The organism is Cyanothece sp. BG0011 (genome assembly GCF_003013815.1).
In the GTDB taxonomy this organism is placed as follows: Bacteria; Cyanobacteriota; Cyanobacteriia; order Cyanobacteriales; family Microcystaceae; genus Crocosphaera.
Genome location: NZ_PRLH01000142.1, coordinates 1 through 14,894, shown reverse-complemented (window position 1 = coordinate 14,894; position 14,894 = coordinate 1). Strand labels below are relative to the sequence as shown.

9 protein-coding genes are annotated in these 14,894 nt (G+C 37.9%); 4 read left to right on the top strand and 5 right to left on the bottom strand.

Going from position 1 to position 14,894, the window contains the following annotated elements:
• The first annotated feature begins 163 nt into the window (after window positions 1-163).
• On the top strand, window positions 164-1,459 hold the full coding sequence (locus C4E06_RS18155; protein ID WP_370051347.1) for a Glu/Leu/Phe/Val dehydrogenase: 1,296 nt from the start codon (window positions 164-166) through the stop codon (window positions 1,457-1,459).
• A 315-nt stretch (window positions 1,460-1,774) separates the two neighbouring features.
• Here the strand turns inward: C4E06_RS18155 and C4E06_RS18145 are convergent, their stop codons facing one another.
• A complete protein-coding gene (locus C4E06_RS18145; protein WP_107669396.1) occupies window positions 1,775-2,815 on the bottom strand; it encodes a DMT family transporter in 1,041 nt (346 codons plus the stop codon).
• A 15-nt stretch (window positions 2,816-2,830) separates the two neighbouring features.
• Entirely contained in the window at window positions 2,831-8,197 is a 5,367-nt protein-coding gene (locus tag C4E06_RS18140) for a translocation/assembly module TamB (RefSeq protein WP_107669395.1), read from the bottom strand.
• A gap of 308 nt (window positions 8,198-8,505) precedes the next feature.
• Here C4E06_RS18140 and C4E06_RS18135 point away from each other — a divergent pair, with 308 nt between their 5' ends.
• Entirely contained in the window at window positions 8,506-10,446 is a 1,941-nt protein-coding gene (locus C4E06_RS18135) for a M48 family metallopeptidase (protein ID WP_107669393.1), read from the top strand.
• Window positions 10,447-10,660: 214 nt separating this feature from the next.
• Window positions 10,661-10,960 (top strand): ChaB family protein, encoded by a 300-nt coding sequence (locus C4E06_RS18130; protein WP_107669391.1) that lies wholly within the window; start codon window positions 10,661-10,663, stop codon window positions 10,958-10,960.
• A gap of 87 nt (window positions 10,961-11,047) precedes the next feature.
• On the opposite strand, the gene C4E06_RS18125 is transcribed toward C4E06_RS18130, so the two are convergent.
• A complete protein-coding gene (locus C4E06_RS18125; RefSeq protein ID WP_107669390.1) occupies window positions 11,048-11,587 on the bottom strand; it encodes a hypothetical protein in 540 nt (179 codons plus the stop codon).
• A gap of 288 nt (window positions 11,588-11,875) precedes the next feature.
• Between C4E06_RS18125 and C4E06_RS18120 the strand changes: the two genes are divergently transcribed.
• Window positions 11,876-12,826, top strand: a complete 951-nt coding sequence (locus C4E06_RS18120; RefSeq protein WP_107669388.1) for a class I SAM-dependent methyltransferase — start codon at window positions 11,876-11,878, stop codon at window positions 12,824-12,826.
• Window positions 12,827-12,985: 159 nt separating this feature from the next.
• Here the strand turns inward: C4E06_RS18120 and C4E06_RS18115 are convergent, their stop codons facing one another.
• Window positions 12,986-13,570 carry a Uma2 family endonuclease gene (locus tag C4E06_RS18115; RefSeq protein ID WP_107669386.1) on the bottom strand — a complete coding sequence of 195 codons (585 nt, stop codon included), beginning with the start codon at window positions 13,568-13,570 and terminating at the stop codon, window positions 12,986-12,988.
• A 101-nt stretch (window positions 13,571-13,671) separates the two neighbouring features.
• The gene (rseP, locus tag C4E06_RS18110) at window positions 13,672-14,757 is read right to left on the bottom strand and encodes an RIP metalloprotease RseP (RefSeq protein ID WP_107669384.1); all 1,086 of its coding nucleotides are present in this window, start codon (window positions 14,755-14,757) and stop codon (window positions 13,672-13,674) included.
• Window positions 14,758-14,894: the final 137 nt, after the last annotated feature.

Genomic DNA, 14,894 nt, shown 5'->3' with positions numbered 1-14,894 from the left:
TAACAAAGACTGACCAAAGATAATTGACAACAGTTTCCCTGTTTTAAGTTCCGCATTATATTCCTTTATTGAGTCAGTCAAGGAATATTAGGAGGCTGTTGTTTTTCATTAATCGTTACTAGATTTTTCTAACAAACTTGTCTCAAATAAAAGGAATAAAACAATTATGAACGGACTCCTTGCTGATGCTAGTACAAGGCTAGAAAAAGCCTTAAAATATACGTCAATTTCTGAGGATGCCAGCGAACGATTAAAGCATCCTAAAACCAGTTTAAGTGTTTCTATTCCTGTGAGAATGGATGATGGTTCGTTACGCATTTTTCAAGGGTATCGAGTGCGTTATGACGATACCAGAGGGCCAGGAAAAGGAGGGGTTCGTTATCACCCCAATGTCACCATGGATGAAGTGCAATCTTTAGCTTTTTGGATGACATTTAAATGTGCCTTATTAAACTTACCTTTTGGGGGAGCCAAAGGGGGAATAACCCTTAACCCGAAGGAGTTATCAAAACAAGAATTAGAACGGTTGAGTCGGGGTTATATTGAAGCGATCGCCGATTTTATTGGCCCTGATATTGACATTTTAGCCCCGGATGTTTATACCAATCAAATGATCATGGGTTGGATGATGGACCAATATAGTATTATCCAGCGAAAAATTACCCCTGGTGTGGTGACTGGTAAACCCCTAACCATGGGAGGAAGTCAAGGAAGAGATACCGCAACCGGAACTGGTGCTTATTATGTGATACAAACCATTCTTCCTAAGTTTGAATTGATACCAGAAAAGACAACGGTGGCCGTGCAAGGGTTTGGAAAAGCGGGGGCAGTAATAGCAGAATTATTGGCAAAATCAGGCTATAAAGTAGTAGCCGTAAGTGATTCAAAAGGAGGAATTTATACAGAGAATGGGTTAGATATTCTCAGCATTCGTAATTATAAAAAAGAACATCGAGGGATTACAGCTATTTACTGCGAAGATACCGTCTGTGATATTGGAGACCATGAAAGTATTACCAATGAGCAGTTATTAGAATTGGATGTCGATGTTTTGATTCCGGCTGCTTTAGAGAATCAAATAACAGCAGACAATGCTAATAATATCAAAGCAAAATTTATCTTTGAAGTGGCCAATGGGCCGATTACCTCGGCGGCTGATTCAATTTTAGAGGAAAAGGGAATTTATGTTTTTCCTGATATTTTGGTTAATGCGGGAGGGGTAACGGTTAGTTATTTTGAATGGGTACAAAATCGCAGTGGGTTGTATTGGACAAGGACAGAAGTTAATGAACGAATGAAAGACAAAATGATGACAGAAGCAGAACAAGTTTGGGCGATCGCACAGCAAGATGGGGTTTCCATGCGAACGGCTGCTTATATTCATGCTTTAAATCGTTTAGGAGACGCATTGGATGCAAAAGGAACAAGAGATTATTATGTCAATGGTTCCCTTCATTAAGTTGTTGAGATAAAACTGTCTTAACTCAAAATAAGTTATTAGTCTCCTTATGAATAATAAGGAGATTTTTAGCGAGTGTTTAACTCATATCTTGCACCTTCGATAACCTCCCCTGGCCCCTGCCCCCTACCCCCCCTGGCCCTAACCCCCCCTGCCCCCCTTATAAAGGGGGGTGTGGGGGGTGTGGGGGGTGTGGGGGATCGGAACAGGGAACGAGGAACAGGCAATAGGGTTCATTTTGATGGTAACTGCTGAATGCTGAATACTGAATGCTTACATTGCTGAGTTTTCCTGTAAGGCGTGCAATATGTCAGTTTAAAGTCCTTTAAAGCCTACAGATGAAGCAATATTCGTTTTTTGAGACATCTTTTCTGTGGGTACAACTTCCGATAAAATTTTATTTTGTTTAACGATACCAATTTGATTAAAAATAATTCCCATTAAAATAACGAAACCGCCTATATATTGGGCTGTGGTTGGTGTTTCTCCTAAGATCAAAAAAGCAGCTAATACGCCAGCAATAGGATTAAAAGAGTTAGCTAAGGACACTTCAGATGCACTGGTTCGTTTTAAACCAGCAAACCAACATAACTGTCCCACGACCACAATAACGGTTCCATAGACTATCATCCATTTCCATAGTAAAGGGGACGATATGTCGATAAAATGCTCTTTTCCATATAAAAATAGTGCTATCACAAAGAAAATAACTGTACCCAGAGCGGTTTTTACCACATTAAAGAAGCCTAGAGCTATATTTTGTAAGCTGACTTTACTAATAATATTAGCGATCGCTGAAGAAACTGCGCCTCCTGCAGCCATTAACTCTCCAATGCCTAATTGGAAACCTGACATCTGGACCATATCCCCTTGTGGTGGTTGTAAAACAACGGTAAGGACAACTCCTATGGTTGATACAATAGCACCACCGACAACCCAACCATTAACCCTTGCTCTCAAAAACATAACAGATAAAAATAAAGCGAGAGGCGGTTCGATGCGACTGATTAAAATAACATTATTGACGGCTGTTTTTTCTAGTGCGCTAAAGAATAAAGCGGGTGCTAAAGCCCCAGATAGTAAAGCAACTAGAAGTAAATAAAACCAATTTCGTGATGATAGATTTCTAAAGGCTGTTTTTTTGAGTTGAGGATAATAAACCCCCAATAAAGCAATCAAAGCACACAAATTACCCACAAATAAAACGTTACAAAAAGAAATCGGGTTTCGACCATCGATGAGATTTTGCGCCCCTATTTCTGTTAGTTTACGAGTCACAGCATTAGCAACGCCAAAAATCATCACTCCAACTAATAAATAGAAACGACCTGACATTTGATTAAACCGAGATAACATAAGAAAAATAACTAATTAAAATCTTTGTTCAAACTGAATACTACCTCGATTATCATCAGAAAAGTTGCTTGATCCTCTAATGGTTGTACTATCATTAATACGATATTGTAATCCTAATCTGGGAGGGCGATCGCTGTTAACAATGGTTTGAATGGACAAGGAAAAATCTTCGGTTAAATCGAGTCCGGCTTCGGCTGCAACGCCAATATTAGAAGTATCAAGGGCATCATCTTGGTTAATTAAAGGAGTGGGAAAAATGCGAAATTCACTCAATCCTAATGCTTCTCCGATCGCCCCTTGAACGGGTCCTAAAACGGCGGTTCCTGCTAAATTGGCTAATCCTAGGGTGGTTTCTCCTGTTCCTAATGTATTGAGAAAGGTTCCCCCTAATAGGGTAATAATTTGCTGTTGACTTCGTTTCGGTTGACTACTTAATTCTATATTTTTAGTAATGTTACTGGCAAATCCTTCGACGTTTGCTTTGATTCTGACTGTTTCTAAACTATTTTTGGTAGCCCTAAAAGTTTCGGGGACTTCGGCTGAATTTGGATTAATATTAATGGTGTTTTGTGTTGTTTCGGTGGCAGAAGCAAATAGGTTGATATTCAAATAAGGATCAAATCCTTTTTCGGGTAAAAATTGGGCTGTATTATTTTTTCCCCCTGCCAACCTTAATTGACTGGCAAACAGATTCACTAACCCATTTTCTAAGGTTATAATCCCTTCTGGTTCGGGTTTTGCTAAGGTTCCATTTAAAGCTAAATTTCCTGTGGTTGAAAAGGTTAAAATAGGAAGACGACTGATAGTAATTTTATCTCCTAAATTTAATTGTAAATTGTTTAATTTTGTACTAGCTAATAAAGGATTATGTTGTTTGGGTTTCTTTCCTTTTTCTCCTAAGAAAACTTGACCATCAAATAGATTAACTTCTCCCCCAATTTCGGGACTTAATACACTGCCTGCAATGTTTAAATTACCCTGAACACCTCCTTGATAAATTTGGGGAAGGTTAAGGGCTAAATTATTTAATTGAATGGTGACAGATGGATCATTTTCTGTTAGTTTTAACAGGGGTAAAGACCCTGAAATTGCAACTTGACCACCGCTAAATTGTCCCGTAAAATCATCAAAAGCAATGGTATCTAAATCAAAGAAAATTTTGCCCTGAACTTGTTGAAAAGGGCTTTGGGGCAACATTTTGGTGGCAATGGTAGCATTTTTAACCTGGGCTACACCATCGGCCTGTAGTTCATAGGGAATCCCCCGTTTTGGGTCAACTTTTCCTGATAAGTTTAATTGGACTTCTCCTGTTCCTCCTAACCAAGCAACTTGTCCTTGACTGAGAATATTAAGTAGGGTTAACCCTTCATTTTTGGCCTGAAATTTTAAGAATAAGCGATCGCTTTTGGGTTGGACTTTGGCCACGGGGAAAACGTAGGGAAAGGTTCCTTCTATGGTTAAGGGTTCACTTTGGCGATCAAGAATACTACTGGCGAGAAAGTTAAATTGACCCCCTTCATAAGTAAATTGTCCTTGAGTAGAATCTAAGAGGGTTTGATTAATGCTAGGTTGATTAATGGCTAATTTTCCTGATGCTTGAGGGTTGTCACGGGTTCCTCCCAGGTTGATTTGTCCGTTAAGTTGTCCTCCAAGGGTAACGACGGAGGGAAGGTTAACCCATTGGGAGAGGGTATCTAAGGGAATATTGACCACTTGCAGGTGTCCCTTTTGGTTGGTTTGTCCAATGTGACCAGCAAATTGAATAATACTGTCTTCTAATTGTAGGTTAAAGGGTTCTAAGGTCAAGTTTCCCTCTTTCCAGTTACCTCTGGCCTGAAACTGGGTGAGTTGATATTGTCCCCATTCCCATTGTTGTCCGATGAGATCAAAGTTAAGTTTTAATCCAGTTTTTGGGGCAATATTTAAGGCAATTTGACCGTTGAAATCTCCTTTTAAGCGATCTAACTCTGGTAAACCTTCATTATCACCTTGTTTCTCTTGGTTTTCTCCTAATAAAGCGGTAATTTTGTTTAAGGTATCCATGCGATCGCCGAGAGACTGTTTTGCGGTTTCTACTTTAAAAAGGGGACTCTGGGAATCGCTGTTATTTTCGTACAAATCGGCCGCTTTAGCGTATTTAGGCGGTTTCAGTCCCCGTTTTAAGTCTTCTAGTTCAAAAATTTGTAAGGTTTCTAGAATATCCTGTAATTTACCCTGATTAATGTTCACATTGGCTGCTATTTCTGGACCCTGGGGAGTTTGGGTAAATTGTCCGTTTAGGTCATATTGGCTGTTATGGGTTAATATTTTTGTCTCTTGAAGGGATAAGCTTTGGTTAGCGTAGTGAAAGTTTCCTTTAACTTGTTTTGCTTGAATTGTGCCTACAATAGGATTACGAATGGCCACCTTTTGACCTGCGATCGCCCCATTCTCTAAGTCTAGGGTAAATTGACCGGATAATTTTCCTGTCATGGGTTGGAAGAGTAGGGGGTTATTTTTGTACTGTTTTTGAGCAATTTTTTGAATAATGGGTAAAGGTAAGGCATTAACCTGTAATTTCCATTGATTATCTTGTTTATTGGCTACTAAATCTATAGTTTCCTGTTTAACTGCTACGGTAAGGGGTTTCAGTTGGGGATCAAGTTGCAGATGAAGTTGATCTTGTGTCCCATCTAAGGTTAATTTTAATCCTTTTTCTTCGTTTTTTAGAATATTTCCACTAATAACAGGCTCAAAGTTTATCTCTCCTAGTTTTAGGTTAATTAATGCCATTTCTCCTGCAACATTAGGAGTCTTGGGTGTTCCTGCAACGGTTCCTTTAAAGTCTAATTTTCCTGAATGTTCTAAGTCTTCTACGGGTAAGGATAAGGGAAAACTAGCTAAATCAAAGTTTTTTCCCTCAATATCTAATGAAAATGCTGTAATTGCTTCTAATTTATTTTTCTGGTTTGTTAAATCTATATCTAACCATCCTGTTGCTGTCAAGTCGGAAGCGGTGACTTGATCTAAAGTTAAGCGTTGTCCATCCCATTGGATAGCTGTGTTGAGAGAACGATTGATATAGGGTAATCCTTGACTAAATTGTAAGTTTCCTTTAGCTTGTAGATATTCTGGGGATATTTTGTTTAATTTTCCTGCAATTTCTAAGTTTCCTGATAAATTTCCTTTTAATTGAGAGGCGATCGCCTGTAAAGGGATGGCCGTTGGTGTCAGGGTAGTGGTAAAGTTACCTTGAGTAATGGTGAGATCCTTGGCTGCGATCGCCCCTTGAGATAAAGTTAATTTAGCGTTACCTTTTCCTTCAATACTCTCTAAAAAAGTCTCTGGGTTACTATTTCCTACCAGAGTAAAATGACTGTTTAATGTCCCTGATAATTGTTTGGGAAGTTTATCCGTTAAACTACTAACATTGACATTCTGTGTTGTGATTTCGCTTGACCATTTTCCTTGCTCTAAATATAAATCATTAGCAATAATTTGACCGCCACCTAGGGTTAAACGACCTTGTCCCTTTGCCTGAATATTATTATGATTAGGTTTTAACCCTCCTGCCACTTGAAAACTTCCATCTAAAATCCCCTGTAAATCTTTTCTCGGGACTATATTCTTAATTTGTGTATTATTTACCTGTAAGTTTGCTTGCCATTGACCTTGAGATAATTGGATATTGTTAGCATCGATCCAACCATTATCTACTTTTATTTTTACGTTTCCTGTGGCTTTTATACTCTCATAAATAGGTTTTTTGCTAGTCCCAGAAACTCGAAAAATCCCTTCTATTTTACCATCATTAATCGGTAAATTAAAATGATTAGTATTAAGTTCAGATGCAATAAGAGTTCCTTGCCAATTTCCGTTAGTGTAAGTAATATGATCAGCTTTTATTGTCCCTTCTGCTGTCTGAAAATTAGCCTGTCCGATGGCTTTAAATGTTTCAGGTTGTTTGAGATTTCCTGATAAATTAACTTGGGTTGAAACTTGTTTAATATAATTAGGAATTTTGGTTTCGTAGAGGTTGGCTAACGTAGCAGTCGGAAGATTTTTTCCTTGAATATTAATGGAATAGAGGGGAGAAGATGAATTAAGATTGATATTTCCTTGTCCTATAATTTCTCCGCCCACCGTAGGAACCGCTTCAAATTTATTGATTTTAATTTGTTTCTTATTTAAAGAAAAACTGGTTTTAACATTACTAAAATTAATTTTATCAACTTTGATAGAATCTTTATTATTTAACGAAATTAAAATATTAGGGTCATTCAACGATCCAATAATCTTTAAGTTCCCTTGAACGGTTCCCGTCACGGGTAAGTTTTTGGGTTGCTGTTCAATTGTTTTAAAAATATCTTTAATAGGAGTTAATTGAGTTTTTGCTACTAAATTAAAGCCTTGATCTAAATCAATATTTCCCTTAACAACTCCTGTGATTTTTCCAAACTGAGTAATCACCTCATCAAAATTAATTTTTCTTCCTTTAAATTGTAATTGTCCATGAGTTTTTAATAGGTGAGGTAATCCCGTAACCTTTGAATAAACTTGATTTAGCCTCGCAACTCCTTGCAGATTGCTGAGTTTTTTATTAGCATGGGAAACTTCTAAATTCGCATCAATTTTCCCTGATTCTAATCCAATGGGTAGGGGTAACAATTGACTAATTATCTCAGCATTAATTTGATGACCTCTAACTAATAAATTTGTTGATTTATTTTCTTGGCTAAATATACCAGCAATATTGAAGTTTCCACTATTAACAATGCTAGAATCAACTTGAAACTTCAGTTCACTATTATTATTGATCGGTTGAACAACGGCCGATAAATGTTCTAAGTTGATGGGAGTTTCTTTTTCACCATCTTTAGAACGAGATACAAGAATAGCCTCACCTTTTTGTATGCCTAAATTTTTTAACCGAATGGGACTATTAGGATTTAATGTCTTAAACTGAGTTAATAACCAGTTACCATCTTTTCCCTGTTCTAAATAAGCAGAGGGTTCAATGGCCGTTACTTCAATTTCTAATTTTCCATCTATAATATATTTAAGGGGATTATAAGCAATTTTTAACCCCGACATGGACACATTAGCCGGGTCAGTCGGCGTGGTTAAAAGATCCGTCTGTCCAAAGCGAATATAATTAAAGGAAAATGCTTCTAATTCCCCTAATTCTACAGGACGATTAAGAAAACTGCTTAACTGCTTCTCTACCACAGGGGTTAAGTTGTGTTGGATTAAAATACCCCCTGCGAGGGTTCCCCCTGCTACTCCTAACAAAACAACGCTAACACTCCAACCCATCCAAGAATAATGTCTTCTATTGGGTTTCCCTTTATGAAGACATTGTAAGTTATGGTCCCGTTGCATCGGAGAACGGTTTTTACTCATAATACTGACTCACACCACCATTGTCTGCATCTATTATAGTGGCTAGAGAAATATTCGGAGGATGTCAATAAATAAAAGCTTAAATTGTTTTAGTTAATACCAGAGAAAAGCAATGCTTAACCTTTACTAAAAGAAAATTTCTCATAATATTAAGGTTTATGTAATATTCAGTCATAAATCTCTTTATTTTCCCATAAAACCCAGTTTTGAGAACCTAAAATTATCATAAAAGTCGTTACCATAGAGTAAATCGTTTATAACATAGAAGCAATATCTGTTGTCAATCAATATATAAAAATCAGGTGGCCATGAAACTTAATTGGTATTTATCGATTATTTTAGTCGGTATTCTTTGTCCTAACGTTGTTTTATCCCAAGAAGTAGAGCAAAATCAATTCTCTTTTCTCAAAGGAAATATTACCCTAGAAACCACTCCTCAAGCTGATAAATCTGTTGAAATTGCTGATTTATCTAATAATAACTCCGCAGAAATGAATAACCCCGTTTCTGAGTCCACGGTTAGGGATACAACAGAAGAAAAACCCCAATCTCACCCAGTCGAAACAACCACTTCTGAAACGACAGAAACCCCAACCTCTCAAGAAAGTGAGGAGACAACAACTGCAACCACCAATAGTTGTGACGCGGCCCCCCCGCAAGTGCAACATCCGTTAATTCCCCCTGTACAAGTGGCTGAAAACGAAACAGAAAAACCCACTAATAATGCAGAAGCTTTATCCTTAGAGAAACCCCCTGAAATCGAAGAAAAAACCACAGAAAATCAAGAGGAAAAAGAAGATAAAGAAGACAAAATCTTAAATATTTCTCAAGCAGAAATTACCCATTATCCTAGTCTGGCGAAAGCGGATCATTTTTATAAATGTGGTGAAACTTTGTTAGCAGAAAGATTCTATCGGGAAGTTAAAGAACCCTTCGGAAATGAAGCAGAGTTAAACCGAGAAATCTTAGCTCAAGCTGTTTATGAGGCAGAATACTTATTACCAGGAGGTGCAGTTTACTGGCGACTGTATCAAGAAAGTTTAACTGAAAGCGAAGTCTTCAAAAGTAAGCGAATTGCGCCATTACAATTATTGTCCCAAGACTATCCAGAATTCATTCCAGGTCATATCAAATATGCTGAAATCTTGAGAAAAGATGAGCAACACGAAAAAGCCTTAAACGTGTTAGAAAATGCGGTGAGTTTATATCCCAATGAAGCCCCATTGGTTAAGGCTAAAATTGAAGCCGATGAACAGGCAAAAAATTGGTTGGCTGCCTCTTTAACCGCCCGTCAATTTGCTGTATTTAATCAAGATCATTTCTTACGGGATGAATTTAAAGAATTAGCGGATAGAAATTTAGACCGCTATCAAGGAGAACTGCAAGAACAAATGACATGGAATGTAGTAGGAAATGCAGTGATGGGTGGTATTGGGGCCGCCTTGATGGGCAATGTTTTTGCTCCCCTTTCTACCCTTCAAACAAGCTATCTTTTACTACAAGGAGAATCAGCCATTGGGGAAAGTTATGCCGACGGCTTTAAAAATCGTCTGACCTTAATTGAAGATCCCGAAGTAACAGGATATATCAATGAAATTGGTCAAAAATTAGCAAAAGTTGCCGGAAGAGATGAATTTGAATATGAATTTTTTGTGGTGATGGACGAAAACCTTAACGCCTTTGCTTTACCTGGGGGTAAAATCTTTATCAACGCCGGGGCGATCGCCAAAACCTCCTCAGAAGCAGAGATCGCAGGGTTACTCGCCCACGAATTAGCCCATTCTGTTTTGTCTCACGGTTTCCAGCAAATGACCCAAGGGGCCCTAACCAGCAGTGTGGTGGACTATATCCCCTATGTAGGAGGGATCGCCAGTAACTTAGCCATTTTAAGCTACAGTCGCGGTATGGAAGAACAAGCGGACTTATTCGGTACAAGGTTGTTAGCTGCTACAGGGTATGCTGCCGATGGGCTTCGCAACCTCATGGCAGTGATGGAGGATGAACACCAAAACCGTCCCCCGGCTTGGTTATCCACTCACCCCGATACTAGCGATCGCGTTAAATATATTGAGTCAGAAATTGTCAGAAATAATTTTAACCGTTTCGCCTACGAAGGGGTAGAAAGACATCAAGAAATTCGTAAAAAGGTTGTACAACTCCTAGAAGAACATGAAGCCAAAGAAAAAGGAGAAAACATTGAAGAAAGCCCCGAAAAAGATGACAGGGAATTAAACCAAGAAACCGAATAAGTCCGATCAATAGAATGGGGTATCAATCCCCATTCTATTAACTCCAATCTTGCTAATCTCTATATTTATAAATCATTCTTTAGACATAGCCAAAACAAGTTACTTAATGGAATTAAATTGATTAAATCCCACCAAAGAATGATTATTATTGATTTCCTTTTTGCTTAAATAAATCTAAATAACTGTAAGACAACACTAGAAGGAAATCTGAATTATGACCTATGCAAGCGTAGAAGAATTACCCAGAGAAATTACAGAGCAATTGCCCAAGCATGGACAGCAACTATTTATGGCTGCTTATAATGCTACTTTGGAAAATGGCATGAACGACGAAAATGCGACTCAGGTAGCCTGGAATTCCGTCAAAGCTCGCTATGAAAAAGACGAGAATGGCAACTGGGTAGCAACGGGAAATGCTATGGCTGATCGCGGAAATATTGTCGGGACAGAAACCGATACTAGCGATCCCATTGGTAACCGAGAAAATAACGCAGGAACCATGCGTGGTGGCTAAATTCATCAATTGATCAATGCGTTAAAAATTCGAGGGTTTAATCTATTTGATTTGCCCTCGTATTTTATGACTTTTATGATTTATCCTTTATCTGTCTTCTGCTTCAACGACTCCTGATTCTTGAACAATTATTTTCTGAGTAAGCTCAATCTCTTCTGATGTTCCTTCAACAACCACTAAGTAGAGTTTAGGTAAGGTTTGATTGTCACTGTCTCTTTCACCTTGAGTAAAGTTAGGCACTTTAGACCCACTGATGGCTAAAATGACGCTGATTCCGGCCGCACCAATCCCACCCGCAATTAAAGGGGTGGCATAATGGATGGCTTTAAAGTTGCTTAAAGCATCCAATCCTAAATGAGAAAAATCTGTCACAATTAAACTAATTAATAAACCAATTAATGCCCCTAAAATTGTGCCTGTAATCGCACCTGTTTTTAAATTATTAATGGCTTGGGTTTGTTCTAGTTTGAGAGGAGGATCATAGTTTTCCACTTCTACCGTAATGTGTTTTGACGAAATTCCCTCTTCTTCTAATTTCTTTTTGACTTTTTGGGCTTGTGATAAATTGGAGAATTTTCCCCAAGTCGAAGACAATTGAGTTGATGATACTGAGGATTCTTGAGACATTTCTAAATTTTCCTAAGATGATGGGACAAAAACCTTGAATTAACAGAAGAATAATCATTAATCTTCTGCCTATTTTTGCAAAGATTTTACCGTAGCTTTATGTAACTGTTTTTATTGCATAGTAAATTAGTTCAAAGATTCATCTATCAAAAGTAAGATGATGACGGAGAGAAAACCGCTTTTAATAAAACTTAAAACTTTACTGGGATTATTGCCAGAATATCATATATTACTAAATAGTGATATAGTGAAAAATATCTTCAAACCATCAACCCTTATTCTCAAATCATGGCGGATAAAGTTAAACCTGACTGGACGGGTAACGATCTTCTCTCGCGCTTTGTCAATTTAATGATACAAACAAAGCCTATTTATCGCCTCATGACCCACCAAGCGAGACAAGTTATTATTAAAACAGCAGAAAAAAACGGCATTTCGTGGGAAGGAAACTGTCAAACCTTAGAACAATCTCCCGCTAAAAGCTTACTCGGACAAATCACTAACCCTGATATCGTTTATCCTGACTATTATCTGGTTCCTTTTCATGCTTACGATCAAGGGAATCTCTGCTGGAAAGCTGCGTTTGAGGCCATTCCTGCTACACAGTCTTTAGGTCTTCGAGTGTGGAAAAATGAAGATTTAACCTGGCAAGAAGCTCAAAAACGGTTACGATCTAGTTTCCATGCCGTTTTAGAACCCTATAGCCCTTCTCAAGTTAAGGATGTCCTTGATATCGGTTGTTCTGTGGGAATTTCTACGAAAGAACTGCACCGTTACTACAGTAAACGACAAAATACACCCATTAACACCATTGGACTTGATTTATCTCCCTATATGTTAGCGGTGGCAAAAGTGACCGATGAACAACAAGAAATTAGTCAATGGATACATGGTTTAGCTGAAAAGACGGACTTTGGGGATCATTCCTTTGATGTGATTACCATTCAGTTTGTTCTCCATGAATTACCCCGTCATGCTGCGATCGCTATTTTTAAGGAAGTGTTGCGTCTTTTACGTCCTGGGGGGGTTCTCGGTATTGTTGATAATAACCCTAGATCAGAAGTAATTCAAAACTTACCACCGGTTTTGTTCACCTTAATGAAAAGTACCGAACCTCACAGCGATGATTATTACACTTTTAATGTGGAAGAAGCGTTAAAAGAATTAGGGTTTGATTATCAAACTACGGTTCCTAGTGATCATCGTCATCGGACCATTGTTGCCACCAAACCATTATGATTAGTCATTAATCATCAATAATTATTATAGGGGTCAACGGTGGTTGACTCTTTTTGTTTCAGATAAATTTAAAAATTAACTTTATGATATAGCGTTTCTCGGACTCATGAGGTACACCTAACACCTGCCTTCTGCCTTCTGCCTTCTGCCTCAAAGCGATTACTTTTGTATCTCACAAGTATGGGAACTGCTATAAATATCATCAAACTGTAAAGATATATTTTCTAATTGTACTTGTATTGCTTGATCTTCTTGGTGAAATTCTTGAAATAACCATGTTTTCTCATCGGTTTTGGTAAATTTTTCTCCATAAATTTTAGTTTGACTCAGTAACATATATTCAGAAAACCCTTGAATGGTTCGATAAGCAGAGAATTTTCCTTCTTTATCATAATTTTCTGTAGAAGGGGATAAAACTTCAATGATTAGAATAGGATTTAAGATGGTATCCTTACGGTTTTCGTAATAAATGGGATCACCGTTGATTACCATGATATCTGGATAAGTAAAAATATTTTTTTCAGGTATCCATAGACGGACATCTCCCATATATACCCGATAATCTTGCTTTTTGAAAGCATAATTCAGTTCAGTGGTAATGTTTACTGCAATTTGATTGTGATTAACTGTTCCACCTGCCATGGGAATAATTTTTCCGTTGATATACTCACTTTTAACGTCGGCTTTTTCTTCTTGTTTTAAGTAGTCTTCGATGGATAAAGCTTTAGGGATAGTTGCTTGCATAAGGCTAATATGACTTAGAGTTTAGTTATTTTATTCTACTTCATAAATAAAAAAGAGACAGTAAACTACTATCTCTCTTTATTACATTAATTCCTTTAAAGTTACAAACCAATTTGTTGAATTAAGTCTTGAACAACCGCTAAATTAACCGTATCCCGAATAATGATAAAGATACCTAAACTGAGGAGTAACACTAAACCAGTTTGCATAATACCTTCTTGAAGTTTTAGGGGTAAGGGTTTACCGAGTAAACCTTCAATTAATAAAAAGACTAATTGTCCTCCATCTAAAGCCGGTAAAGGAAGGGTATTAATAATGGCTAAATTGATACTAATTAACGCTCCAAACTGAAACAAATTCCCTAGATTATTTTGAGCAATACTCGCTCCATATTCAACAATTTTCACAGGGCCGGCCACTTGTTTGGCATTTTCTTGAAAATTACTGACTAATTGCCAAAAACCTTGTAGGGTTAACATGGTTACATTTTGATAAGCTTCCGCGCTATAACTGAAAGCTTCGAGTAAGTTTTGAGAGCGGTTTAATTGTACATTGGGTAATAAGGCCACTCCGATTTTGCCTTCTCCCTCCTCATTCGCTTCGGGAACGACCGTTAAATCGACAATTTTATCCTCTCTTTCAACGGTTAAATCCAGGGGTTGACCCGGAGCATTTTTAACCTTTTCAATAAATAGGCTGGTTGCATCGGGAAAGTCTCCCAAAGATTGATTATCCACTGAAAGGATGACATCGCCGGATTCGAGGCCAGCGACCATGGCCGCAGAATTTTCGTCTACTTGGGGAATACTTAACCCCGGTTGTAACTCTTGAATCCCTATGGTGGCAGTTTGCCCCACCAAGAGAAAATAGGCAAAAATCAGATTAGCGATAACGCCGGCACTAATCACAATCGCACGGTCAAAAATGGGACGATTACGGAGTAAGTCGGGGTCATCGGGGGCAATATTGCTCTCAGGGTCATCATCAGGAAAGGCGACAAATCCCCCTAACGGAATGGCGCAAAGGGTGTATTCTGTTTCTTTGCCCTTATATTTTGCTAAAACGGGGCCAAATCCGATGGAAAACCGAGTGACATGGATTCCCTGTAACCGAGCTGCGGAAAAGTGACCCAACTCATGAACAACAATTAATATGATTAAAACTGCGATCGCTGCCAGAACTGACATAATAAACCAATAGATTATCAAATATTTAACATTTGTTTAGTGTAAGATTTTTTCGCTTTATTTACCACCACTCACGAAGCGAAAAGCCATAACTCATGACTTAGAGGTTATTTTTTTAAACTCTTTTTCAACAACCC

Bases quoted from the DNA above. Each gene is read 5' to 3' on its own strand.
- C4E06_RS18145 (WP_107669396.1), bottom strand. From the start codon at position 2,815: ATGTTATCTCGGTTTAATCAAATGTCAGGTCGTTTCTATTTATTAGTT.
- C4E06_RS18140 (WP_107669395.1), bottom strand. From the start codon at position 8,197: ATGAGTAAAAACCGTTCTCCGATGCAACGGGACCATAACTTACAATGT.
- C4E06_RS18135 (WP_107669393.1), top strand. From the start codon at position 8,506: ATGAAACTTAATTGGTATTTATCGATTATTTTAGTCGGTATTCTTTGT.
- C4E06_RS18130 (WP_107669391.1), top strand. From the start codon at position 10,661: ATGACCTATGCAAGCGTAGAAGAATTACCCAGAGAAATTACAGAGCAA.
- C4E06_RS18125 (WP_107669390.1), bottom strand. From the start codon at position 11,587: ATGTCTCAAGAATCCTCAGTATCATCAACTCAATTGTCTTCGACTTGG.
- C4E06_RS18120 (WP_107669388.1), top strand. From the start codon at position 11,876: ATGGCGGATAAAGTTAAACCTGACTGGACGGGTAACGATCTTCTCTCG.
- C4E06_RS18115 (WP_107669386.1), bottom strand. From the start codon at position 13,570: ATGCAAGCAACTATCCCTAAAGCTTTATCCATCGAAGACTACTTAAAA.
- rseP (WP_107669384.1), bottom strand. From the start codon at position 14,757: ATGTCAGTTCTGGCAGCGATCGCAGTTTTAATCATATTAATTGTTGTT.